At 70.5% G+C, this 22,882-nt stretch carries 22 protein-coding genes and 1 pseudogene; 8 read left to right on the forward strand and 15 right to left on the reverse strand.

Translation table 11 applies throughout. The features are described 5' to 3' along the window. A pseudogene (locus FG385_RS27745) lies at positions 1-412 on the forward strand (cbb3-type cytochrome c oxidase subunit I); the annotation flags it as partial. On the opposite strand, the gene FG385_RS27750 reads toward FG385_RS27745, so the two are convergent. The 3 genes from FG385_RS27750 to FG385_RS27760 all read right to left on the reverse strand — a co-directional run bounded on the left by FG385_RS27750 (position 396) and on the right by FG385_RS27760 (position 4,903). Then, positions 396-2,381: a chloride channel protein gene (locus FG385_RS27750; RefSeq protein ID WP_139099814.1), complete on the reverse strand. Its 1,986-nt coding sequence runs from the start codon at positions 2,379-2,381 to the stop codon at positions 396-398. The pseudogene FG385_RS27745 and the gene FG385_RS27750 overlap by 17 nt on opposite strands. Before the next feature lie 182 nt (positions 2,382-2,563). Continuing rightward, the gene (locus tag FG385_RS27755) at positions 2,564-3,748 is read right to left on the reverse strand and encodes a mandelate racemase/muconate lactonizing enzyme family protein (RefSeq protein WP_139099751.1); all 1,185 of its coding nucleotides are present in this window, start codon (positions 3,746-3,748) and stop codon (positions 2,564-2,566) included. Further along, a complete protein-coding gene (locus FG385_RS27760; protein WP_139099752.1) occupies positions 3,749-4,903 on the reverse strand; it encodes a M24 family metallopeptidase in 1,155 nt (384 codons plus the stop codon). Between the two features lie 71 nt (positions 4,904-4,974). Here FG385_RS27760 and FG385_RS27765 point away from each other — a divergent pair, with 71 nt between their 5' ends. The 4 genes from FG385_RS27765 to FG385_RS27780 are packed head-to-tail and all read left to right on the forward strand — an operon-like array spanning position 4,975 to position 7,039. Next, complete coding sequence (locus FG385_RS27765) at positions 4,975-5,877, forward strand: LysR family transcriptional regulator (RefSeq protein ID WP_139099753.1); 903 nt, start codon at positions 4,975-4,977, stop codon at positions 5,875-5,877. Positions 5,878-5,925: 48 nt separating this feature from the next. Continuing rightward, positions 5,926-6,234 carry a YciI family protein gene (locus tag FG385_RS27770; protein WP_139099754.1) on the forward strand — a complete coding sequence of 103 codons (309 nt, stop codon included), beginning with the start codon at positions 5,926-5,928 and terminating at the stop codon, positions 6,232-6,234. 17 nt (positions 6,235-6,251) lie between these two features. Further along, entirely contained in the window at positions 6,252-6,653 is a 402-nt protein-coding gene (locus FG385_RS27775; RefSeq protein ID WP_139099755.1) for a hypothetical protein, read from the forward strand. Between the two features lie 20 nt (positions 6,654-6,673). Further along, positions 6,674-7,039, forward strand: coding sequence for a DUF488 domain-containing protein (locus tag FG385_RS27780; protein WP_139099756.1), 366 nt, complete (start codon positions 6,674-6,676; stop codon positions 7,037-7,039). Between the two features lie 19 nt (positions 7,040-7,058). On the opposite strand, the gene FG385_RS27785 is transcribed toward FG385_RS27780, so the two are convergent. From FG385_RS27785 to FG385_RS27810, 6 genes are all read right to left on the reverse strand, one after another. Beyond that, positions 7,059-8,309, reverse strand: a complete 1,251-nt coding sequence (locus tag FG385_RS27785; protein ID WP_139099757.1) for an ABC transporter substrate-binding protein — start codon at positions 8,307-8,309, stop codon at positions 7,059-7,061. Continuing rightward, positions 8,306-9,334, reverse strand: a complete 1,029-nt coding sequence (locus FG385_RS27790; RefSeq protein WP_139099758.1) for a branched-chain amino acid ABC transporter permease — start codon at positions 9,332-9,334, stop codon at positions 8,306-8,308. Before FG385_RS27790 ends, FG385_RS27785 begins: the two co-directional genes overlap by 4 nt. Beyond that, positions 9,334-10,215 (reverse strand): branched-chain amino acid ABC transporter permease, encoded by an 882-nt coding sequence (locus FG385_RS27795; RefSeq protein WP_139099759.1) that lies wholly within the window; start codon positions 10,213-10,215, stop codon positions 9,334-9,336. Before FG385_RS27795 ends, FG385_RS27790 begins: the two co-directional genes overlap by 1 nt. Positions 10,216-10,219: 4 nt before the next feature. After that, a complete protein-coding gene (locus tag FG385_RS27800; protein WP_139099760.1) occupies positions 10,220-10,930 on the reverse strand; it encodes an ABC transporter ATP-binding protein in 711 nt (236 codons plus the stop codon). After that, positions 10,917-11,699, reverse strand: coding sequence for an ABC transporter ATP-binding protein (locus tag FG385_RS27805; RefSeq protein ID WP_139099761.1), 783 nt, complete (start codon positions 11,697-11,699; stop codon positions 10,917-10,919). The genes FG385_RS27800 and FG385_RS27805 overlap by 14 nt, the downstream gene beginning before the upstream one ends. A 177-nt stretch (positions 11,700-11,876) precedes the next feature. Continuing rightward, positions 11,877-13,022, reverse strand: a complete 1,146-nt coding sequence (locus FG385_RS27810) for an FAD-dependent oxidoreductase (RefSeq protein ID WP_139099762.1) — start codon at positions 13,020-13,022, stop codon at positions 11,877-11,879. A gap of 122 nt (positions 13,023-13,144) precedes the next feature. Between FG385_RS27810 and FG385_RS27815 the strand changes: the two genes are divergently transcribed. Genes FG385_RS27815 through FG385_RS27825 form a run of 3 tightly spaced genes read left to right on the forward strand, consistent with a single transcriptional unit; the run spans position 13,145 to position 16,481 of the window. Next, the gene (locus FG385_RS27815) at positions 13,145-14,485 is read left to right on the forward strand and encodes an iron-containing alcohol dehydrogenase (RefSeq protein WP_139099763.1); all 1,341 of its coding nucleotides are present in this window, start codon (positions 13,145-13,147) and stop codon (positions 14,483-14,485) included. Between the two features lie 8 nt (positions 14,486-14,493). Next, complete coding sequence (locus tag FG385_RS27820; RefSeq protein WP_139099764.1) at positions 14,494-15,837, forward strand: MadS family sensor histidine kinase; 1,344 nt, start codon at positions 14,494-14,496, stop codon at positions 15,835-15,837. Then, on the forward strand, positions 15,834-16,481 hold the full coding sequence (locus tag FG385_RS27825) for a MadR family response regulator transcription factor (RefSeq protein WP_139099765.1): 648 nt from the start codon (positions 15,834-15,836) through the stop codon (positions 16,479-16,481). The genes FG385_RS27820 and FG385_RS27825 overlap by 4 nt, the downstream gene beginning before the upstream one ends. Positions 16,482-16,513: 32 nt before the next feature. Here FG385_RS27825 and FG385_RS27830 read toward each other — a convergent pair whose 3' ends face one another. From FG385_RS27830 to FG385_RS27855, 6 genes are all read right to left on the reverse strand, one after another. After that, positions 16,514-17,140, reverse strand: coding sequence for a GPR1/FUN34/YaaH family transporter (locus FG385_RS27830; protein ID WP_139099766.1), 627 nt, complete (start codon positions 17,138-17,140; stop codon positions 16,514-16,516). Further along, on the reverse strand, positions 17,137-18,057 hold the full coding sequence (gene mftM / locus FG385_RS27835) for a mycofactocin oligosaccharide methyltransferase MftM (protein WP_139099767.1): 921 nt from the start codon (positions 18,055-18,057) through the stop codon (positions 17,137-17,139). Before mftM ends, FG385_RS27830 begins: the two co-directional genes overlap by 4 nt. Then, positions 18,054-19,550 carry a VWA domain-containing protein gene (locus FG385_RS27840; protein WP_139099768.1) on the reverse strand — a complete coding sequence of 499 codons (1,497 nt, stop codon included), beginning with the start codon at positions 19,548-19,550 and terminating at the stop codon, positions 18,054-18,056. The genes mftM and FG385_RS27840 overlap by 4 nt, the downstream gene beginning before the upstream one ends. After that, on the reverse strand, positions 19,550-20,587 hold the full coding sequence (locus FG385_RS27845) for an AAA family ATPase (RefSeq protein WP_139099769.1): 1,038 nt from the start codon (positions 20,585-20,587) through the stop codon (positions 19,550-19,552). The genes FG385_RS27840 and FG385_RS27845 overlap by 1 nt, the downstream gene beginning before the upstream one ends. A 57-nt stretch (positions 20,588-20,644) precedes the next feature. Further along, positions 20,645-21,937, reverse strand: coding sequence for an NDMA-dependent methanol dehydrogenase (gene mdo / locus FG385_RS27850; RefSeq protein ID WP_139099770.1), 1,293 nt, complete (start codon positions 21,935-21,937; stop codon positions 20,645-20,647). Between the two features lie 296 nt (positions 21,938-22,233). Beyond that, positions 22,234-22,875, reverse strand: a complete 642-nt coding sequence (locus FG385_RS27855) for a PIG-L deacetylase family protein (protein WP_139099771.1) — start codon at positions 22,873-22,875, stop codon at positions 22,234-22,236. Between the last annotated feature and the right edge of the window lie 7 nt (positions 22,876-22,882).

Below are 22,882 nucleotides of genomic sequence, written 5' to 3' on the forward strand. Positions count from 1 at the left end.
CGCCAAATTCCACTTCTGGACCACGTTCATCGGCTTCCACACCACGTTCCTGGTGCAGCACTGGCTCGGCGCCGAAGGCATGCCCCGCCGCTACGCCGACTACCTGCCCACCGACGGGTTCACCACACTCAACACGATCTCCACCATCGGCGCCTACATCCTCGGCGCCTCCACGCTGCCGTTCATCTACAACATCTTCAAGTCCTACCGCTACGGCGAAATCGTCACGGTGGACGACCCATGGGGCTACGGCAACTCGCTCGAATGGGCCACCACCTGCCCACCGCCGCGGCACAACTTCACCGAACTGCCGAAGATCCGGTCCGAACGGCCCGCGTTCGAACTGCACTACCCGCAGATGATCCCGCGCCTGCGCGCCGAAGGCGAGATCACCTTCACCGGGAAGCCCAAGGCCGGGTAGCGCGATCGGCGTCCACATCGCCGGGCTCGTCCGGGATCGGGACGAGCACGCTGATCCGGTCCCCCGCGGCGAGGCGGTGCGCCGGGTCGGCCTCGCTCAGCCGCCGGTCGTGCAGCACCGAGACCGGCAGGTACCGGTCCGGCCAGTCGAGTTCGCCGATCGTGCGGCCGACGGCGGCCGAGTCCTCCGCGAGCGTGCGCTCGACGATGCGGTATCCGTCCAGTTCGGTGTTGAGATCGTGCTCGGCCTGCCCGGCGTTCGGATCGGCCCATTCGGCGGCACGCTGACCGGCGCTGATCTTGGGTTCGGCGTCCGCCAGCTGGGTGGCGACCGCGCGCAGCACGTTCTGGTTGGTCAGCCAGCCCTGCACGCGCCTCGCGTCGGTGTCGATGACCGGGAGCCCGTCGCGGCCGTAGCGCACCAGTTGCCGCAGCGCCTGGGCGAGGCTGTCGTTGCCGAACACCGCCTGCGGTTCGCGGACCCGGGTGACCGGCCCGAGCAGGCCCGTCCAGTCGTGGTGCCCGTTCGCCGCGGCGGGCTTGCCGTTCGAGACGATGTCCAGCGGTACGGCGAACCGGTGCATGGCGTCGGCCGCGGTGAGGTCCTCGAACGCGTGCGTCGGGGTGGCGCGCTCGATGTCGGTGCCACGGCGCAGCAGTTTGGTCGTGTAGATGGTGCCGTAGCTGATCGCTCTGGAGACCAGGGAGGCCACCGCGATACCGAGCATCACCGGCAGGGTGAGGGTGAAGTCGCCGGTCATCTCCACCACGCTGGCGAGCGAGGTGAGCGGGGCGCGGGCGGCGGAGGCGAACACCGCGCCCATGCCGACGATCGCGTACAGCGCGGGCTGCCCCGCGACCGGGCCGAACACGTGGTCGGAGATCACGCCGAAGGCCATACCGGAGGTGGCGCCGACGAACAGCGAGGGCGCGAACACGCCACCGGAGCCGCCGATGCCGATGGTCAGGCTGGTCGCGATCATCTTGCCGGCGGCGAGCAGCACCAGGAACCACAGCCCGTAGTGGCCCGCGAAGGCCTGGTACATCACCGGGTAGCCGACCCCGTAGAGCTGGGGCACGGCGAGCAGCAGCAGGCCAAGCACGACCCCGCCCACGGCCGGCCGTGCCCATTCCGGACGTCCGCCCCACACCCGGTCGCACAGGTCCTCGATGGCGTACAGGACGTTCTTGAACAGGAGCCCGATCAGCGCGGCGAGCACCGCGAGCAGCGCGACCAGCAGGTAGTCGGCGATGTGGTGCAGTGCGATGTCGGCGGGCAACTGGGTGAAGAAGGGCGCGGAGCCGAGGAAGACCCGGGCGATCACGTCGGCGAGCATCGAGGAGAGCATCACCGTGAAGATCGCCTCGACGGAGAACTCGCGCAGGATGAGCTCGACGCCGAAGAACACCCCGGTGATCGGGGCGTTGAAGGTCGCGGAGATCCCGCCGGCGGCACCGCAGGCGACCAGCACCCGCAGCCGGTTCTCCGGCATCCGCACCCACTGCCCGAGGCTCGAGGCCAGCGCCGAGCCGATCTGCACGATCGGCCCTTCCCGGCCGACCGAGCCGCCGACGCCGATGCACAGCGCCGACGCGAGCGCCTTGACCACGCTGACCTGCGGGCGGATGCGGCCACCGTTCTCCGCGACCGCGATCATCACCTCCGGCACCCCGTGGCCGCGCGCCTCACGGGCGAACCGGTAGATCAACGGCCCGTACAGCAGCCCGCCGACCACGGGAATCAGCACGAAGAAGCCGATCCCCAGCCACGGCAGGTGCGCGCTGCCGACCCAGCCGTCCTGCCCGAACTCGTTGTGCCCGGTGGCCAGCCAGGTGAACCCGTAGATCAGGTACCGGAACCCGATCGCGCCGAACCCGGCGCCGACGCCGACCCCGATCGCGACGCAGAACATCCCGAACCGGCTCGCCCGCAACCAGCCGGCGAACCGGCCCGCCGCCATCGGCACTCGCCCCGGATCGGTCGCCGTTGCCTCCGGCTGCTCCACGCCGCTTCACCCTTCTGCCGTCCTGCACCCAGCAACCATTGCATAGCATAAAGTTTGCTTAGAGCAAGGTTTACCTGGTGTGACATTCGTCAGGGTGCGAGCAGGCCGCGGCTAGGCACGGCCGGGTAGCGCGCCGGTCAGAACTTCGGGAGCGCGTGGGCGGCGGAGAGCGCGCCAGGATCGCCGAAGGAGAATTCGGCTCCCCGGGTCCGGTACAGCTCGGCGTAGCTATCGACCTTATCGCGGTCGAGGGTGACGCCGAGGCCCGGCCCGGCCGGTACCGGCACGCAACCGTCTACGTAGGACTCGATACCGCCGCCGAAGCCGGCGGTGACGTCGTCCGCCAGCAGGGCGCCGTAGGCCTGGTTGGCGTAGCGGAAGTTCGGCGTCGCGGCGATGGCGTGCACGGCCGCCGCGAGTGCGACGCCGAGTTCGCCGAGGCTGTGCTTGACGACGGGCAGCCCGGCCGCCTCGCAGATGCCGGCTCCTCGTTTGAGGTTGAGCAGCCCGCCGTCCATCTGGTTGTCGACCGAGAGCACGTCCGCCGCACCGGCGCGGATGACGGCGAGCTGATCGTGCCGGGTCCAGCTCGCCTCGTTGGCCAGCAGCGGCACGTCGATCCGGTTGCGCACGTAGGCCATTTCGGCGAGGTTGCGCCCGGACACCGGCTGCTCGACGAGTTCGAGGTCGTAGCGTTGCAGCTCGCGCACCATCCGCACCGCGGCCCCGGGCGACCACGCCTCGTTGGCGTCGACCCGCAACCGGGCGCCCGGCCCGGCGCCGTCGCGCAACGCGGCGACTCGCTCGATGTCGGTTCGCGGATCGTCGGACCCGACCTTGAGATAGCAGGTGCCGAACCCGGCTTCGGTGGCGCGCTTGGCTTCCTCCGCGATCTCCCCGGGAGAACTGCGCGCCACGTAGTAGAAGCATTCGACCCGGTCGCGGAACCTGCCGCCGAGCAGGTTCACCAGCGGCTGCCCGCAGACCTTGCCGGCGATGTCCCAGCACGCCATCTCGACCGCGGCGATGGCCGGGCTGGTCGCCTTGACGTGATGCCAGGTGCCGACCAGGTCGATGCGCCGCACCAGGCGCTCGACGGCGAACGGGTCCTCCCCCAGCACCAGCGGCTCGAGACCGCGAAGTACGGCGAGGACGATCTCCGCGGACGGGTATGCGGCGGCTTCGCCGAGGCCGGTGACGCCCTCGTCCGTCGTGACCTCGATCAGCACGCTGATCTGGCCGTGGCGGCGGCCGAAGGCCCAGATCTCGTCCGCACGGTAGGGAACCGCGACCGGTGTCGCCCGGATGCCGGTGATGCGCATTCAGCCCACCACCGTCAGCTCGCGGGAGGTCGTGGTGAGCAGCCGCGCGCCGGTCGGGGTGACGAGCGCGGTGTCGGAGACGACGTGCCCGGTCACCCAGGACATGAGGTGGAAGGTCATCCCCGCTTCGATCAGCACGTCGCCGCCGGCACGGATACCGAGCACCTCCCCGCCGCCGACCCAGCTCGGCGGGAACCCGATACCGACCAGGTAGCCGCAGTGGTGCCGGGACGGCCACACCCCGGCCGTGGTGGCGGTGACCGCATGCTGCCACGCCGCGTAGACCTGGCCGGTCCGGGCACGGGGGCGCAACGCCTGCCGCGCGGCCTCCAGCCCGGCCAGCGCCGCCTGATGGGCCTCTTCGGCACCCGCCGGGGCGTGTCCGATGTAGACGGTGCGGGACAGTGGGGCGTGATACCGCCGGACGCAGCCGGACAGCTCGACGAATATCCCGGTGCCCGCTTCCAGCACCCGGTCGCCCCACGTCACGTGCTCCTGATCGAGCATCGACAGCGGCCGGATCAGGGGCGCGAACCCGGGCTGGTGCCCGCCCGCGCGGTACATCGTGTAGTGGATCGTCGCGGCGAGTTCGGCTTCGGAGACACCGTGGCCCGCGGTCGAAATCGCCACGCTCATCGCCGCGTCGGACACCGCCGCCGCCCGCTTGACAAGGTCGATCTCGGCGGTGGACTTCACGGCGCGCGCCGAGGACAGCAAGGTCGTGCCGTCGCGCCAGATCCGGTTCGGCAGCCGCACGCGCACGCGTTTGCTGATCGACGGCGGGAAGAACATCGCCGCGTCCTCGATCGCGATCGACCGCCCGGGCGGCACCTCCTCGGCGAGGACGGCGGCGACGGCGTCGGCGGGGTCGCTGCCGTCGGCGAAGGTCCGGTGGCGGCAGCCGGGGATCTGCGCACGGACGGTGGGGCGCTCCATCTCGCGCGTGACCACGATCGGCGCGCCCTCGGCCGGCACGAGCAGCAGGGTGAACGCGAAGTAGCCCAGGTGATCGAGCCCGGTCAGGTAGTAGACGTTTTCGGGACTGGCCAGCGCCACGGCGGTCAGGTCTTGCTCGGCCATCCGCGCGCGGAGCGCGGCGAGCCGGACCTCGTACTCGGTGCGGGAGCGCGGGGTGGTCAGCGGTTCGGCGGTCATGGCACCACGATGAGGCCGCGGTTTCGTTAGCACCAGCGACGATTTCTGACGATGACCATTAGTCTGGCTACATGTTGGACGTGCACCGGCTCCGCCTGCTCCGTGAGCTGTCCCGGCACGGCACGATCGCTGCCACCGCCCGTGTCTGCTCGCTGACCCCGTCCGCGGTCTCGCAGCAGCTTTCGTTGCTGGAGAAGGATGTTCGCACGCCCCTGTTCATCCGGGACGGTCGCCGGCTGATCCTCACGCAGGCCGCCGAGGTGCTCGTCGAGCACGCCGAGGAGGTGCTCGCGGCACTCGAACGCGCGAGCGCCGGGGTCGCCGCGCTGACCGCGACCGTGCGCGGCGTGCTGCGGATCGCGGCGTTCCCCACCGCCGCCCGCGCGCTCGTCCCCGGCGCGATCGCGCGCTGCCGGGCCGAGCATCCGGATCTGCGCGTCCAGCTGACCGAGCGATCGGTCACCGAGGCGATCACCGACCTCAAGGCCGGGCACGTCGACCTCGCGCTGATCTACGAATACAACCTGCTGCCCGCGGTGCGCGACCCGGGTGTCGAATCGGATCTGCTGGTACGCGAACCGCTGCTCGCGGCGCTGCCCGCGACGCTGCCGGTTCCCGGCGGGCCGCTGCGGCTGGACGTGCTCGCGGGGCAGCCCTGGATCGCCGCCGCGAGCGACGACGAACTCCGGAAGATGCTCGAACGTGCCTGCGGCCTCGCGGGTTTCGCGCCACGGCTGGACTTCACCAGCTCCGACTACACGGTCATCTTCGCGCTCGTGGAGGCCGGGCTCGGTGTCTCGCTCGTGCCCCGGCTCGCGCTGGAATCGATGTCCACCGACATCCAGCTCCGCCCCGTCGCCGAACCGGACCTGGACCGCACCGTCTCCGTCGCCGTCCGCGCCGGAAGCCGCCGCCACCCGCCGATCGCCGCGTTCCTCTCCGCGCTCCACGACGTCGCCGAAGGGATCCAGTGATCCATCGCCCACCGGGGCCGATCGGACCGGTGTGCCAGAATCGGTTCCATGTCCACGACTTTCGCCGTCATCTACACCTACACCGATGACACGGCGCTCCGGGAAGCCACCCGCCCCGCCCACCGCGAGTACCTGCGCGGGCTCGCCGAAGAGGGCTCGATGCTGATCGCGGGCGCGTGGGCACCCGGCGAAGCGCCCGGCGGTCTGCTGATCCTCCGCACCGAGGACAAAGCGGGCGCACAGGCCATCGTGGACAAAGACCCGTACACCTCGCAGGGCGTGGTCGCCAACGCCGAGATCCGCGAATGGGTGCCGCCGCTCGGGCCGGTGGCACCGGCGATCAGCGGTCAGGCGTAGCCCGGCGGTCAACGGTCATGCTCGGGGTGTCGTGGGACACGATCCGGCTGTTCCTGCACATACTGGCGGCCACGGTCTGGGTGGGCGGGCAGCTCACCCTGGCCGCGCTGGTGCCCGCGCTGCGCGGGCTCGGCGGCCAGGTCACGACCGCGGCGGCGCGGCGGTTCAACCAGGTCGCCTGGCCGGCGTTCGCGGTCCTGGTCGCGACCGGGGTGTGGAACATGCTGGCCATGACAGGTTCGGACAGCGGCCACTACCGGACCACGCTGATGGTCAAGCTCGCGGTGGTCGCCGTCTCCGGGATCACCGCGTTCCTGCACGCCCGCGCCCGCAGCACGGCCGGGCTCGCGGTGTTCGGCGCGCTCACCGGCGTCAGCGCGCTGGCCGCGCTGTTCCTCGGTGTGCTGCTGGCCGGCTGAACCCCGGGAAGGAGCACATCGTGGCCACGCAAGTCACCTACCGCAGGATTCGGGACGAGCCCGCGCCCTCGGACGGCGTGCGGGTGCTCGTGGACCGGATCTGGCCGCGCGGGGTCCGCAAGGACGACGCCCACCTGGACGAGTGGCTACGCGAGATCGCGCCGTCCACCGAACTGCGCCGCTGGTACGGGCACGACCCCGCGCGGTTCACCGAGTTCCGCCGCCGCTATCTGGCGGAACTGCGGGAACCGGAGCGGCGCGAACCGGTCCGCCACCTGCGCGCCCTCGCCCGCGACCGGAACGTCACCTTGCTGACCGCGACGCGCGACGTCGAGCACAGCCAGGCCGCCGTACTCGCCGAGTGGCTGAGCGGCAAGCGGAGCTGACGCCGCGCGCGGTTGGCCGTCAGCCGAACTTCTGCGCCGTGGCATAGCCCTTTCCGTTGTACTTCTGCACGATGACCGTCGACACGGCCGGCTGGCCGTCCTTCGTCGTGTCGACGGCGGTGCCCTGCAGCATGAGCGGCGCGCGGAAGCCCGAGATGCCCCGCAGCGCGGTCATGAAACTGTCGCGCGTCGGCTCGGTCATCTTCTGGAACGCCTGCTCGAGCGTGGCACCCACGATGTAGCTCCACGCGCAGTGCGGGAACGCGGGCAGGCTCGGGTAGTTCGCGTACGTCTTCAGGTCCGACAGGAACTTCACGACGTCGGGGTCCGAGGCGAACTCCGGGCTCTGCGGGGTCTTCGAGAACGCCACCGAGTAGATCCCCGGGTACGCCGACGCGCCGCCGGGCGTGAGGATCGCGCTCGGGCTCGAGGTGTTCGACGGGAGGAACCAGCTGGGACGCCAGCCGATCTGCTGCGCCTTCTGCAGGGACGCGATCGTCAGCGGAGTGATCGACATGGCGTTGAAGAAGACGTCCGCCCCGGTGCCCGCGAGTTCCGTGAGCTGCGCGTCGACCGACGTGTCGGTGGCCTCGTAGCTGAGTTCACGGACGATCTGGATGTTCGGGGCACCGGCGACGGCCTGCTTGAAGCCGTCGACGTAACCCTTTCCGTAGTCGTCGTTCTGCGCCAGGATCGCCACCTTGTGCTGGCTGCCCGACGCGGCGAGCAGCTGCCCGAACGCGGCGCCCTCGTTCTGGTAGATCGGCACGAACCCGAGCTGCCACGGGCTGTCCTTGCGCGTGCTGAACAGCGGGTCGCCCGTCATGACGAGCACCTGCGGGAACTTCTCGTCGATGGCCGCCTCGCGGAAGGCGCGGTTGGTCGGCGTGCCGAGCCCGGCCGTCGCGGCGAACACGCCGTCGGAGACCATCTGCTGGAAGTTCGCCAGTGCCTTCTGCGGATCGTAGGTGTCGTCGTAGGTCTTGATCTCGACCTTGCGGGTCTTGCCGTCGCCGAACTTCACGCCGCCCGCCGCGTTCGCCGCGCCGAAGTAGGCCTTGACGCCCGCGACGGTGCACGTGCCGGGACCGGCCGTCGGACCGGACAGCGGGGTCGTGACCCCGAGCGTGACCGTCGTGTCGGTGATGCCGGGGCTCGCGGACCCGCTGCTTCCCTTGGGCGCGCGGGAACAGCTCGACGCCGCGAGAGCGACGATCGCCACCACCGCGACGACGCCGAAGAACCCTCTTGCGCTCCTTCGGATTTTCATGCTTGCGCCTGCCTCTCTGTCTGTTCGGGGGACGGATGCCGCACGGGCGGGGTTCGCGGTGGGCGGGAAGTGAGCCGGCGGGTGAGCCGGCGGAGCACGCGCGGGAGGCTCACCAGCCCGCCCGGCAGGAGGAACAGGACCACCAGCAGGATCACGCCCTGGCTGATCGCCGTGAGGTTCGGGTCGATCGTGTTGGTGAACTGCGGGACGAACACGTAGTACGCCCCGCCGATCAGCGAGCCGGTGATGCTGCCGGCGCCGCCGATGACCATCGCGGCCACGAGCGCGATCGAATGGCCGAAGTTGAGGGTCTCCGGCGACGTGTACTGCACGGCGGCGAGGTACAGGAAACCGCTCACGCCACCGAAGATCGAGGCGGCCGTGAAGGCGAGCACCTTGTAGCGGTAGGGCGAGGCGCCGATCGACGCGGCGACCGCCTCGTTCTTGCGCACCGCGGCGAGGGCACGGCCGAACTTGCCGCGGACGAGGTTGCGCACCAGCAGGAACGACGCGGCCGTGACGAGCAGCATGAGGTAGAACTGCCATTGGTCGTCGTAAAGACCGCTCCAGTCGGGCGCGCCGGAGAACCGCGCCGAGACACCCTGCGAGCCGCCGGTGAGGCCGGCCAGCCGCTTGGCCAGCGGGACGCCGACGATGGGCAGCGCGATGGTGACCATCGCGATCGCGAGGCCGCCGAGGCGGGCCGCCGCCAGCGCGACGAGGAGGCCGACCGCGCCCGGCACGAGGCAGGCCGCCAGGAACACCAGCACGATGTTCCAGTCGTGGGTGACACCGTAGGCGGCGACGTAGGCGCCGAGCCCGACGAAGAAGATCTGCCCGAGGTTGACCTGGCCGGTGTAGCCCATCACGATGTTCAGCCCCAGCACGGCCACCGCGTAGACGCCGATGCGGATCAGCGTCTGGTTGGCGAACGCGGGCAGCATCAGCGGGGCGGCGATCAGCACGATCGCGACCACGAGCACCAGACCGAGCCGCACCCATCTGTTCCGAAGCAAAGCGCTCATCAGACCCGCGCCACGACCTTTCGCCCGAACAGGCCTTGGGGACGGATGACCAGCACCACGAAGATCAGCACGAACGGCACCGCGATCTTCAGGTCATGCCCGATGAAGGGCACGTAGACGGCCGCGAGGTTTTCGAGCACGCCGATCAGCCACGCGGCGACCACGGCGCCGACCGGGCTGTTCAGCCCGCCGAGGATGACCGCGGCGAGCGCGTAGACGAGCGCGTTGTCCAGCATCCCGGGCGTGAGGGTGAGCTGCGGCGCGACGAGGGAACCGGCGATCGCGCCGAGCGCGGCGGCGAAACCCCAGCCGACCATGAGAAGGCGGCCGACCGGCAGGCCCGAAAACGCCGCGGACGCGGGATTGTCGGCGACGGCACGCAGGGCGAGCCCGAGTTTCGTGCCGCGGAACAGCACCTGCAGCAGGATCATGATCGCCACGATGGTGAGCGTCGTGCCGATCGAGCGGACGCTGACCACCGCGCCGAAGATGTCGACGCTCGCGAGCGGGAACAGGGACGGGAACTGCAGGTTGTTGTAGCTCCACAGCCAGGCGCTGACCCCGGTGAGCAACGTCAGCAGCCCGATCGTCACGACGATCGCGGTATCGGTTTCGCTTCGCTCGAACCGGCGGATGAGCAGGCGCTCGATTGCCGCGCCCAGCACGAACGAGATGAGGACCGCGACTCCGATCGCGAGGATGAGGGGCAGTCCGGCGCCCAGGAGGCTGTAGGCGATGTACGCGGAGAGCACGGCCATCCCGCCCTGCGCGAAGTTGATAAGCCCGGTCGCCTGGTTCACGAGCACGATCGCGAGCGCCAGCGCGGCGTAGATCGAGCCGGTCGAAAGCCCGTCGACCACGAGCTGGACGAAGGTTCCCACAGGTTCAGCCCCCCAGGTAGGCGCGTCGGATCTCGTCGAGGCCCTTGAGCTCCGACGCGGGGCCGGTGAGCACGTTGCGCCCGGTCTCCAGGACGGTCGCGGTGTCGACAAGAGTGAACGCGAGGTTCGCGTTCTGCTCGACGACGACCATCGCGATGCCCGACTCCCGCCGGAGCCGGCCGATGGCGTCGTACACGGTCTTCGCGGTGCTCGGCGCGAGCCCGAGGGATGCCTCGTCGAGCAGGAGCAGCCGGGGTCTGGCCATGAACGCCCGCGCGACCGCGAGCATCTGCTGCTCCCCGCCGGACAGCGCCGCCCCGTTCGAGGTGAGACGTTTCTTCAGCTGCGGGAACAGCGTGAGGCAGTAGTCCAGATCGGCCGCGACCGCCTTGCGATCCTTGCGCAGGTACGCGCCGACCCGGAGGTTGTCCAGCACGGTCAGCTGGGCGAGCGTCCCGCGGCCTTCCGGCACATGGGCGATCCCGAGCGCCGCCACGCGATCCGGGCGGAGACCGCGGATGTCGCGCCCGTCGAAGGTGATCCGCCCGGCGGTGCGCACGGTGCCGCTGATCGCGCGCAGCGTGGTCGTCTTCCCCGCGCCGTTCGCGCCGAGGATGCCGACCGCGCCACCGTCCGGCACGGTGAGCGAGACGCCTTCCAGCACGCGGACGGGGCCGTACGAGGCGGTCACGTCGGTGAGCTCAAGCAGCGTCATCCACCGCGTCCTTCCCGAGGTAGGCCTCGATGACGCGCGGATCGGACTGTGCCTGTGCCGCCGTGCCCTCCATGAGCTTGCGGCCGTGGTCGAGCACGACGACCCGGTCCGTGAGCGCCGAGATGAGGCCCATGTGGTGTTCGACGACGACGATGGTGATGTCCTCCTCGGCCCTGACCCGCCGGATGGTGTCGATGAGCTGTTCCACCTCACCGTGCGAAAGCCCCGCCGCCGGCTCGTCCAGCAGGAGCAGCGCGGGTTTGGCCAGCAGCGCGCGGCACAGCTCGATTCCCTTGTGCAGTCCGTGTGACAGCTCTTCGGCGGGGCGGCCCGCCGCCCACTCGAGCTGCTCGCGGCGCAGCAGGCCGAGCGCTTCCGCGCGGATCTCACGCTCCGCGCGACGGGTGTGCGGCAGCCGGAGTGACCACGAAACCGGCCCGCCGGGAAGGCGGGTGTGCCCGCCCAGCAGGACGTTCTGCAGCACGGTGGCATCGAGCTGGAGCGCGGGATGCTGGAACGTGCGCGCCAGCCCGTGCCGGGCGAGGCTCGACGGCGCGGTGCCGACCACCTCGATGCCGTCGATCGTGACGGATCCCCCGCTCGGCTTGTAGTGCCCGCTGATGCAGTTGAACAGCGAGGTCTTCCCGGCGCCGTTCGGGCCGACGAGCCCGAGGATCACCCCCGGCTCGACGTCGAACGTGACGTCCTCGAGGACCATGACGCCGCCGAAATGCAGGGACACGTCACCGAGACTCAAGCGTGCGGCCACAAACTCACCTCCAATGCGGATCGCAGTGTATGGCGCACTCAGTGCCAAATCGGGCGATCTTCCGTCTGATGGAAAGATGGGATCTTCCCCTTGAACAGGCACAGACTGAAAGTTTCCGTAGAATTACGGTGACGGTGGCGTTACCGCGCCGGGGCGCGTTCGGCGCTCTGCCGGACTTCAGCCCGCCGGAGGGCGCCATCCCACGACCGGGTCGAGCGCGCGGAGCGCCCTCGCGGCGGGGACCAGGCTCACCAGCGTGTTCCGGATCGTCGCCGGAACCCGTCCGTGCAGGGCCGCGACCCTGCCCGCGGTACGGGACCGGGCGGCCAGCCGGTGCACGCGCGGCAGGCGCCGCGCGCTGTAGGTCTCCAGGTGCCGCTCGATATCGGTGGCGCCGGAAGCCAGGCACGCGCCGAGTTCCACGGCGTCTTCCAGCGCCTGGCAGGCGCCCTGCCCCAGGTTCGGCGTCATGGCGTGAGCGGCATCACCGACGAGCGCGACCCGGCCCGAGGCCAGGCCGGACAGCGGGGCGAGGTCGAAAAGCTCGTTACGCAGCAGCTGGTCCGGTTCGACGCCGGCGAGGAGCTGCGGCAACGGGAAATGCCAGGACGCGAACCGCTGCCGCCACCATCGCAGCGCCTCCCCCGGCTCGTCCGGCGCGCCCGCGGTGACCGGGACGACCAGGTACGCGTACAAGCGCCCGTCGGGCAGCGGCGCGACCCCCGCGTAATCCCCGCGGCCCCAGGATTCGCCGCCGCGCACACCGTCCGGATCGGGCACCCGGCCGATGAGCCGCGCGGCCAGCATGCCGGTCGAACGGACCTTCGCGGCGGGCCACAGCGCCGCCCGCACCGCGCTCCGTAGCCCGTCGGCGCCGATCACCACGTCACCGCGGATACTCTCGCCCGGGCTGATCGCGACCGTGCCGTCCGCGCCGACTCCGGCGACGTCGGTCGACAAGCGGATGTCCACGCCGGTGCAAGCGTCCCGCAGCGTGTCGAGCAACTGCCGGCGCTCGAGCACCACGAGCCCGTCGCCGAACCGCGCCGCCATCGCTTCGGTGTCGGTGCGGCTGAGCCACTTCCCGCGGTCGTCGCGGATCCCGCCCGAAGTCTGCGCGAGCCCGAGTGCCCGGATCCGGGCTCCGGCGCCGAGCTCGTCCAGCGCACGCAAGGCGTTGGGCCACAACGTGATCCCGGCGCCGACCTCCGACAGCTCGGGCCGCCGCTCCAGCACCGTCACCCGCCACGACCGGCGCCGCAACGCCACCGCCGCCGCCAGCCCGGCGATCCCGCCGCCCACCACCACCGCATGCCCTGACACACACACAGTATGCCCCGGCGCCCTGTCCGATCGGGTAGGTGCGGGCGGCCATCCGGACGGTGGGGAAACCGTCGCCGGAGGGGGTAGCGTCGGGTAGGCCGACGAAGGACGAGGAGCCGCTTATGTCACGACTCTCCGGCCTGCCGAACCTTCCCGGCGCGGTTCTCGCCGAGCGCCGCCGTGACGTACCGTGGAACGGATCGCTGCATCGCCGCGCCGATCCTGACGCACGGGAGGTCGCCGTGACGGGCCGAGTCCTCGACCAGGTCGCACTCCTGACCGGCCCCTGCCTCACGAACACCCGGACCCCGCCCGCCGAGCTCGCCAAGTTCCACGTCCCGGAGGTCGTGTTCGGCCCCGGTTCCCTCGCCGAACTCGGGCACGCCGCGCGCCGGGTCGGGGCGCGCCGGCCGTTCGTCGTCACCGATGCCGGTCTCATCGAAGCGGGGTGGGTCGAGGAGGCGGAAAACCACTTGCGCGTGGCCGGGCTGCGGCCCGTCGTGTTCTCCGGCATCACCCCGAATCCGAAGGATCACGAGATCCAGGCCGCCTACGAGCGGTACGCGTCGGCCGGCGCGGACGTGATCATCGCCGTCGGCGGCGGGTCGTGCATCGACGCCGCGAAAGGCGTGGCGATCCTGTCCGGCAACGGCGGCACGATCCTCGGTTACGCCGGGGTGGACCGCGTCGTCCAGCCGATCCCGCCGCTGGTGATGGCCCCGTCCACCTCCGGCACCGGCGCCGACGTGTCCCAGTTCGCGGTCATCACCGACACCACGCAGCACACCAAGATCACCATCATCAGCCGCACCCTGGTCCCGGATATCTCGATCATCGACCCGCGGCTGCTCATCACGATGCCGGACGAGCTCAACGCCGCGACCGGGCTGGACGCGCTGACCCACGCGGTCGAATCGTTCGTCTCCCGCGCGCACAACCCGCTCACCGACCAGCACGCCCTGCACGCCGCCACGCTGATCACGCGCAACCTGCTGCGCACGATGGTCGAGCCGAAGGCGGCCGACCCGCGGATCGCCATGGCGCAGGGCGCGCTCGAGGCCGGGATGGCGTTCACGAACGCGATCCTGGGCATCACGCACGCGATGAGTCACCAGGTCGGCGGGTTGCTCGACGCGCCGCACGGGGTGCTGAACGGGGTGCTGCTGCCCCACGCGATCCGGTTCAACGCGGCGACCGAGCCGGACCGGTTCGTCCCGCTGGCCGCCGCCACCGGTCTCGACGTGACCGGCAAGCCGGCCGCCGAGGTCGCCGAACAGTTCGCCTGCCGGGTCCGCCAGCTCGCCGACGCCGTCGGCGTGCCGCGCCGCCTGTCCGCGCTCGGTGTCACCGAGGACGACATCGGCACGCTGTCGCGCACCACGCTGCAGGACGCGTGCCTGGCGACGAACCCGCGCGAGGCGAGTGCGGCCGACGTGGCGGCCCTGTTCCGGCAGGCGTTGTAGGGCGTTCGATGACAGCGGACCACGATCTCGGCGCGCTGACCGGCGTGCGGTCCGGTAAGCGCTCGTTCTATCCGGAGTACGTCCGGAGTGCCGAGCGACTCGAACGGGCCGTCGGCGCCCTCGACCGGATCTCCCGCGCGCTCGTGCGCACCGGTGAGGGCCCGCGGGCGCTGGTCGAGGCGGTGGTCCGGGCCGCGGCCGAGCACGTCCAGGCCGACTGGCTGCTGTTCGCGGTCGCCGACGGTGCCCTGCGCGCGGCGCGGCCGCGGTTCCTGCTGCTGACCGGTGACCGGCTGGTGGACGACGAGCGGCTCTTCCCGGCCGCGGCGGCCGAACACCTGCGGGTGCTGCGGTCGCACCCGTGGGAGGCCGACGATCCGCCGGCGAGCGGGGTGCGGGTGCCGATGACGCTCGACTGCGAACCGGTCGGCGGCATCGCCGCGATGCCCGCGCCCGGCATGGACGTCGCCGACACCGACCTCGCCGTGCTGCGAGTGCTGGCGAACCAGGCCGCGGTCGCGCTGCACAACTCGTTCCTCGTCCACGCCACCGTGCGGCTGCGCGGCCGCACCGAGCGGTTGTCCGAAGCCGCGGAGCAGCAGGCGAGAGACCTCGCGGCGCGCAACGCCGAACTCCAGGAGACCCAGCGCAGGCTGTTCGAGGCGATGCAGCGGCAGGCGCTCGACGACGAACGGCACCGGATCGCGCGCGAACTGCACGACAGCGTGACCCAGGACGTCCTCTCCGCCGGGATGATGATCGAGATCTGCCGCGCGGACCTGGCCGGGCCTGGCGCGGACCTCGGCGTGGTGAGCGCCAAGCTCGTCGAGGCCAAGGGGCTGACCCGGCACGCGGTGGAACGGCTGCGCGCGGCCATCTACGCCCTGCATCACGCCGAGTCCGAGCCGTCAGGCTCGCTCCCGGTCCTGCTCGAACGGCTGTCCACGGTGCACCTGCCGACCGAACTCAAGGTGCGGGTCACCGTGCGCGGCACGCCGGTGCCGCTGCCCGGCGAGGCCGAGCATTCGTTGTTGCGCATCGCCGGGGAGGCACTGTTCAACACCGTGATGCACACGAACGCGGCACGGGCGCTGATCCGGCTCGACTACCGCGGGGAGCGGATCAGGCTGTCCATTTCGGACGACGGGGACGGCGATCCGGCGCAGCTGCGCAGGATGCTGCGGCTCGCCTCGGCCACGGATCTCGCGGGCGCGCACCGCGGCCTGGCGAACATGCGGGCCCGCACCGAGGAGCTGGGCGGGACGCTGTCGATCCGGCGGTCGCGGATCGGCGGCATCATGCTGCTGCTGGAGATCCCGCCGCCACGGCACGAGGCGAGGGCGGCGGGATGATCGTGGGCGAGCGAACGCTGAACATCGTGCTGGTGGACGACCACGCCATCGTCCGCCAGGGTCTACGGGCCATTTTGGAGCGTGAGGACGAAATCACCGTCGTCGGGGAGGCCGCCACCGCGGCCGAGGCACGGGCCGTGGTCGAGCGGACGCGGCCGGATATCGTGCTGCTGGACCTGAAACTGTCCACCGGCACCAACACCGAGGGCCTCGACGTGTGCGCCGAACTCACCTCGCGCTACCCGGAGCTCGGCGTGCTTGTACTGACGACCTTCCTCGACGACGCCCTCGTGGTGGAGGCGATCCACCGGGGCGCCCGCGGGTACGTGATCAAGGACGTGGACACCACCGGGCTGGTCTCCTCGATCCGCGCGGTGGCGCGCAACGAAAGCGCGTTCGACTCGCGGTCGGCTTCGGCGATGGTGCGCTCGATCCGCACGGCCGCCGAGGAGCCCGTGCTCACCTCCCGCGAGCAGAACGTGCTGGAGCTGCTCGCGCGCGGGCTGAGCAACCGGGACATCGGCGCGCGGCTGTACATCTCCGAGACGACCGTGAAGTTCCACGTCCGCAACATCATGCGCAAGATCGGCGCCACCAGCCGTGCCGAAGCGGTCTACGCGGCCAGCAAGATGGGGTTGATCTGAGGAGCATAGTGGCCGGGCGCGAGTAAGCGCGTTCAGCGCAGCACCGGGCGGCCCAGTGGCAGCGGCCTGCCGCCCGTCGCGGCCGAGAGGGCACCGGCGAACAGGTAGACACCGACCGCGGTGAACGCGAAGACGGCGTACCCACCGGCGGTCGTGACGGTCGCCGAGCCGCCCTCGGTGCCGTACAACACCAGCGCGAGCGCGACGTCGATCAACCCGAACAGCAGCGTGAAGGCGGCCGGGAGCCGCAGCGTCGCGACCGTCAGCAGCACGATCGTGACGAGCCACGCGATCAGGAACAGTCCCTGGGTGGCGACCGCGGCGTCGGGTGAGATGCCGAACCAGCCGTGCAGCAGCCCGAGCACGAGCACGGCGTAGCTGAGCCAGAATCCGCTGAACACGCCGAACACGGCGGCGACCGCGTTCTGCCCCAGCGACGCCGCCCACACCGCGGCCACCAGCTGGCCCAGCCCGGTGGCCGGCAGGATGATCGCGATCGAGGCGCCGACGGCACCGGCGGGCACGTACCCGGTCAGCACCAGGCCCAGCGCGATCGAGCCGACGATGAAGGTGGGCACGCCGATCATCGTGGGATCGCCCGGCGGGCTCGTGACGGTCTCCGTCCGGGCAGGGGATTCGGTGGCGGTAGCTGTCGTCATCGTGTACTCCTCGTTGAGTGCCGACTGTCCTGATGAGACTTCGACCGGCCGCTCCGGTCGAGGACCAGCCAGCCGCCGTGGAAGGCGGAAACCTTGTGGTGCCAGCCGGTGGCGGCGCCGAGCGCGGCGAGTGCGGGCAGGTCGAAGCGGCGCACGTGCCCGTAGTCCGCGGCCGGCACCTCCTCGAACGGCACGGCCACGATCACGGCCGACCGGGCGAGCCGGGTCGCCTCCGCGAGCACCGCGCAGCCTTGCGCGGGGTCGAGGTGCTCGAGCAGGTGCACGACGGTCACCGTGTCCACGCACCCGTCCGGCAGCGGTACCCGGGTCGCGTCGCAGACCAGCGTCCGGAGTGGAATTCCGCGCTCGGCGGCGACCTTCGCCAGCAGGCGCGTCGTGCCGGCCACGAGGTCCGACGCGACGACCGTGGTGCGCGGGCGCTCCGCGAGCATCAGTGGGAGGAAACCGAAGCAGGATCCCAGATCCAGCACACTGCCGGGAGGCACGAGCCGCAGCACCCGCGCGTACACGGGTGCGATCCCGGCGATCAGCGGGGGTGCCCCGGACGGTTCGCGGAGGTGCGCGAGGGTGTTCGCGTAGAACGTTCCCCACGCGGCACCCGGGTCGGCCACGGTGCTCCGGACGACGCCGGTGAACACCCGCTCGAAGACGTCCTGCCCGGCGAGCCAGCCGGGCGCGAACAGTTCGTCGATCAGCAAGCCGGTCAGGCCGTTGTCGAGCTGGTCCGGGCGCAGCCGGTGACTCACCTCGATCCGCCGTCCCGTCCGGTGCAGCCGGAAATGCTCGGTGCGCACGACCGAGGGCCTGCGGTCCTCTTCGGCGCGCACGACCCGCACGAGGTCGTCGAGGTACTGGCCGACCGGGTACGGCGCGAGCGGATCGAGCGCGGCGGTCATCGGGCCACCAGGTCGAGCGCGACGCGGTCCAGCCCGGACAGATCGCGTACCACCCGCACCTTTCCGCAGTACTCGGCGTAGGACGGCAGATCGCAGGCACCCAGCCCCCACGAGTAGCGCGGTTCCGGGGTCAGCCAGATCGTTTCCCGCGCGCGGCGGGAGATCTCGGCGAACGCGGTCAGGTTCGGGTCGTTGCCGTTACCGCGGCCGTCGCCCAGCACCAGCACGGTGGTCCGGCGGGTCACCGCGGAGGAGTGCTCGGCGAGGAATTCCCCGAACACCGCGCCGTAGTCCGAGTTCGCGTCCACGTCGAGCACGTCGCCGCCGAAGATCAGGCCGAGGGCCCGCTCCACCGGGTACTCGGCGAACAGTTCGGTGGTCTCGGCGACGGCGTCGACGAAGGCGAACGAGCGCACCTGGGCGAACAGGTTCTGCAGCCCGTGCACCAGGTGCAGGGTGAACCGCGCGGTCGCGCGTACCGACAGGCTCACGTCGGCGAGCACGACGAGCCGCGGGCGGTCCTCCGCGCGGCGCACGGTGACCGGGCTGAACGGGATACCGTCGAACCGCATGTTGCGCCGCATCGTCCGGCCCGGATCGACCCGGCCGGCACTCGCGATCCGCCTGCGATGGGTCAGCGCCCCGCGCAGTGTGGCGGCCAGGCGCCGCAGGGACTCCTCGAGCTCGGCCCGCTCCCCCTCGCCGACGTTGTCCACTTCGGACATCCGGCGCTCGCGTGCCTCGACGACCTTGTCCTCCAGCGCCAGCAACGCTTCCAGATGGCGTTTCAGCGCGGCCGGCAGGTTCTCCAGTACCCCGGCGAGGCGCCCGCGCAACCGCGCGGCGTCGTCCTCGTCGCCCTCCTGCTCCAGCCAGCCGAGCAGCGCGTCCTGTTCGGCGATGCTCAACGCGGCGTCGACCTTGGTGCCGGTCTCGGGAGACAGGCGGCCCGGCACGCCCCCGCCGTGCAACCGGTCGGTGTCCAGCTGCACGCGGTATCCCTCGTCCCCGGTGACCGTGGTGTCCTTGGAAAAGACGATCTCGTCGGTCAGCGAGGCCAGGTCGAGCTTGTTCGCCTCCTGGTGCAGGTTGTACTGCTGGGCCAGGTCTCCGGAATCGAAGTAGTCGCGGACATCGCTGGGCTTGCCGTGCTCGTGCCCTTGTTGCGGGGTCTCGCTCGGCTCGTCGGACAGCGTGAAGCTCTCCAGCTCTCCGGTGTCGGACAAGTCGTCATGCGTATGCCCGTGGCCGTGCCCATGCTCGGCGGGGCCGACGCGCACGAGCGCGAAGAAGGCGTCGAAGATTTCGTCGAACGCGGTGTCGTCACGACGGTCCTTCACGAGCGCGAGCCGCAGCGCCTCTTTCAGGGCCCGCCGGTCGGCGAGGATGCCCGGCTGCGCGGCGCAACGCGACGCGTCGATCGTCTCGGGCACCGAGATCCGCACGTCCCGCAGCCGCAGCAACCGCACGAACCGGTGCAGGCCGGCCTCCATCACCGCGTCCGCTGACGGCCGAACGACCGGCTTCCCCGGTCGGCGCTCACCTTCGGCGCCTCATGGTCGTGGCCATGCCCATGCCCATGCCCATGGCCATGCAGGGTTTCCGGGATGTCGGCGTTGGGGTCGACGAGGCGCGGCAGGGCTTCCAAGGCCTTGCGCACGTCCTTGTCGTATTTGACGACCACCGACACCGTGTCGGACAGGACCGGTGCGGTCAGCTCGTCGACCCCCAGGACGGCGAGCGTACGGGCCCAGTCGATCGTCTCGGAGATACTGGGCGCCTTGCGCAGTTCCAGCTCCCGCAGCCCGCGCACGACGGCCACGAGTTCACGGGCCAGCGCGTCCGGCAGGCCCGTGTCCTTGCCGCGCAGGATGTCCAGCTCACGCTCGGGCGAGGGGTAGTCGAGGAACAGGTGCAGGCAACGCCGTTTGAGCGCGGCCGCGAGGTCACGGGTGTTGTTCGAGGTCAGGACCACGTACGGGCGGTTGCGCGCGGTGAACGTGCCGATCTCCGGTACCGAGATCTGGTACTCCCCCAGCATTTCCAGCAGGACCGCTTCCAGCGCCTCGTCGGCACGGTCGATCTCGTCGATCAGCAGCACGACCGGTTCCTCCGACCGGACGGCCTCCAGCAGCGGCCGGGCCGCGAGGAACCGCTCGGAGAAGAAGACGCTTTCCTGCGCGCCGATCCGTTCCACCGCGTCGTGCAGGTCGGGCGCGTCCGCGACGAGCTGGCCGATCTTTTCCCGCAGGATCTGGGTGTAGAGCAACTGCTTGCCGTAGTCCCATTCGTACAGCGCGCTGGCTTCGTCCTGGCCCTCGTAACACTGCAGGCGCAGCAACCGCCGTCCGGTGGCGGCCGCGAGGGACTTCGCCAGCTCGGTCTTGCCGACGCCCGCAGGCCCTTCCAGCAGTACCGGCTTCTCCAGCCGGGTCACCAGGTAGGCCATCGTCGCCAGCCGGTGATCGGTGAGATATCCCTGCGCCGCCAGTGCTTTCCCGGCTTCGTCGACCGATTCGAACGCGGTCACGCCCGTCCTCCTTGGTGGATGCCGGGGGCGGGCCGTGGCCGCCCGCCCCCGGTAGTCTCAGCTGAGCAGATCGTCGAGGTCGCCGTTGAGGCAATGGGCGACGACGGGGCGCACAGTCTCGAAGGTGCATTCCTTGGCGTTGCCGGGCGTGCAGGCGTCGCCAAGCACATGCCGCGTGATGCGGTCGATGTCCTCGTCGTCGCCCTTGATCACCGCGGCCTGCTCGTAGAACTTGGTCGGGCCCTTGCCCAGCCGGTTCTTCGAATAGCTGTCCTGGTGCACGTCGGTGAACTTCTCCGGGATGCCGACGTCGCGCAGCAACCTGATCGCGGTGTTCAGGGCGGCGTCGGCGGCCTGCACGTCGGTCATGCCGTGCGTGTCCACCCCCATCGCTTGCGCGATGTCGGCGAAGCGCTTGTACGCCACCGGCATGTTGAACGCCCACACGCGCGGCAGGGCGACGGCGTTGTTGAGGCCGTGGTGGGTGTCGTAGAAGGCGCTGACCGCGTGCGAGATCGAGTGGATGATGCCGAGCCCGCCGGAGTTGAACGCCTGCGCGGCGATGTACTGCGCGTACATCATGCCCTCACGGCCGGACAGTTCGGTGGGGTTCCAGGTGGCCTGGCGCAGGTTTTCCGCCGTGAGCTTGATCGCCCGCAATGCGTTGCCGAGCGAGGGTTCGAAGTTCAGCCGCGAGACGTAGGGCTCGGAGGCGTGCGCCAGGACGTCGAAACCGCATTGCGCGGTGTAGTCGACCGGGCAGTCGTAGTAGAGGACCGGGTCGTCGATCGCCAGCGTGGTCACCGAAGCGTCGTCGAAGGCCACGTACTTGTGCGGGTTGTCAGGGTCCGTGGTCGTGTCGGTGATGACGTAGGCCCACGAGGTCTCCGAACCGGTGCCCGCCGTGGTGGAAACCGCGATATGCGGCGGATTCCTCGGGTTCTCGGACTTGTTGAACCCCTCGAAGTCGTTGACGTTGCGGCCGTCGTGCGCGACCGAGATCCGCGCGCCCTTGCAGGCGTCGTGCGAGGAGCCGCCGCCGATGGAGACGAAGCTGTCGCACTTGTTCTCCTGGTACAGCGCGACGGCGTCCATCACGTTGTAGTCCTTGGGGTTGGACTCCACCTTGTCGTAGAGCATGACCTCGAGCCCGTGGTACTTCATCGACTCGGTGATCTTGTGGACGATGCCGGAACCCCGCAGCCCGCTCGTCATCACGAGGGTCTTCTTGAAGCCCAGTTTGAGCGCTTCCGGACCGATCATCTCGTGCGCTCCCGGGCCGAGCAAGGCGCGCGGGAACGGGTGGAACTCCTTGATGGGAAACGGCTTCAGTAGCTCATCGACCTGCATGACGCACTTGACCTTCCTGCGCGAGAAGCGACTGTGGTGACGCGCACACCGACGCTAGCCCGGCCGCTTCGGCTGCGGGAACGCCCCGCACGCCATCCCCCTCCGCCGGACACGCAAGTCCGCACACCCGGCGGGGCCGCCACCTACCCGTTCGGCCAGGCCCCACCCACCCCCACGACGAGATCTACGTTCGAGACGGCGAGTTCGACGTTCGCGTTCTCAGGAGAACCCATCACGGCCCGGTTCACCGCGCTTTCGGGGCGGGGCAACAACATGGCCCTCCGCCCCGAAGGGAGTCACAGCGAGAGGCTGAGCTTCTCGACGTGGAAGGCCTCGGCGTAGCGGGTGTGCTGCTGCACACCGCGAAGCCGGGCGAGGCCGAGGAAGGCGTCCTCGTCGTACCAGTCCTTGCCGTGCTGCGACGGGTAGTGCTTGGCGAGAAGCTCCGCCTTGCGCCGCGCCGTTTCCTCGCTCAGCGGCTGGTACACCGAGGGCTGGGTCAGGTCGCCGTCCCATTTCAGGATCTCGTAGCCGAGCACGAGATGATCGCGGAACACCTGCGGCACGATCTCGGCGACCATCCGGTGGTCCTGGTGCCGGTCGTCGCGATGCGGGGCGAACACGAGATCCGGGTCGATCCGCCCGCGCAGGGCGGCCATGGCTTCCTTCACCGCGAGCCACTGCGCGGGCATCCGGCCGTCGGGGAAGTCCAGGACGGTCACCTCGGGCTGGGCCGGGGCGCAGAAGTCCGCGAGCGCGGCGCGTTCCTCGTCCTCGCGGACGGTGCCCCCGCCGCCGAGCACGAGCGCGTGGACCGTCAGATCGGCGCGGCCCGCGCACAGGGTGAGCAGGCTGCCGCCCGCACCGATGGCCAGGTCGTCACAATGCGCGGCGATCAGCGCCACCTGCCGGATTTCCGGGATTCGCAAGGAAAGCACGATGCGA

It is taken from the genome of Amycolatopsis alkalitolerans (assembly GCF_006152065.1).
In the GTDB taxonomy this organism is placed as follows: domain Bacteria; phylum Actinomycetota; class Actinomycetes; order Mycobacteriales; family Pseudonocardiaceae; genus Amycolatopsis_E; species Amycolatopsis_E alkalitolerans.

Excerpts from the sequence above, each read along its gene's own strand:
- FG385_RS27750 (WP_139099814.1), bottom strand. The coding sequence starts at position 2,381 with ATGGCGGCGGGCCGGTTCGCCGGCTGGTTGCGGGCGAGCCGGTTCGGG.
- FG385_RS27755 (WP_139099751.1), bottom strand. The coding sequence starts at position 3,748 with ATGCGCATCACCGGCATCCGGGCGACACCGGTCGCGGTTCCCTACCGT.
- FG385_RS27760 (WP_139099752.1), bottom strand. The coding sequence starts at position 4,903 with ATGACCGCCGAACCGCTGACCACCCCGCGCTCCCGCACCGAGTACGAG.
- FG385_RS27765 (WP_139099753.1), top strand. The coding sequence starts at position 4,975 with ATGTTGGACGTGCACCGGCTCCGCCTGCTCCGTGAGCTGTCCCGGCAC.
- FG385_RS27770 (WP_139099754.1), top strand. The coding sequence starts at position 5,926 with ATGTCCACGACTTTCGCCGTCATCTACACCTACACCGATGACACGGCG.
- FG385_RS27775 (WP_139099755.1), top strand. The coding sequence starts at position 6,252 with ATGCTCGGGGTGTCGTGGGACACGATCCGGCTGTTCCTGCACATACTG.
- FG385_RS27785 (WP_139099757.1), bottom strand. The coding sequence starts at position 8,309 with ATGAAAATCCGAAGGAGCGCAAGAGGGTTCTTCGGCGTCGTCGCGGTG.
- FG385_RS27790 (WP_139099758.1), bottom strand. The coding sequence starts at position 9,334 with ATGAGCGCTTTGCTTCGGAACAGATGGGTGCGGCTCGGTCTGGTGCTC.
- FG385_RS27800 (WP_139099760.1), bottom strand. The coding sequence starts at position 10,930 with ATGACGCTGCTTGAGCTCACCGACGTGACCGCCTCGTACGGCCCCGTC.
- FG385_RS27815 (WP_139099763.1), top strand. The coding sequence starts at position 13,145 with ATGTCACGACTCTCCGGCCTGCCGAACCTTCCCGGCGCGGTTCTCGCC.
- FG385_RS27820 (WP_139099764.1), top strand. The coding sequence starts at position 14,494 with ATGACAGCGGACCACGATCTCGGCGCGCTGACCGGCGTGCGGTCCGGT.
- FG385_RS27825 (WP_139099765.1), top strand. The coding sequence starts at position 15,834 with ATGATCGTGGGCGAGCGAACGCTGAACATCGTGCTGGTGGACGACCAC.
- FG385_RS27830 (WP_139099766.1), bottom strand. The coding sequence starts at position 17,140 with ATGACGACAGCTACCGCCACCGAATCCCCTGCCCGGACGGAGACCGTC.
- mftM (WP_139099767.1), bottom strand. The coding sequence starts at position 18,057 with ATGACCGCCGCGCTCGATCCGCTCGCGCCGTACCCGGTCGGCCAGTAC.
- FG385_RS27840 (WP_139099768.1), bottom strand. The coding sequence starts at position 19,550 with ATGGAGGCCGGCCTGCACCGGTTCGTGCGGTTGCTGCGGCTGCGGGAC.
- mdo (WP_139099770.1), bottom strand. The coding sequence starts at position 21,937 with ATGCAGGTCGATGAGCTACTGAAGCCGTTTCCCATCAAGGAGTTCCAC.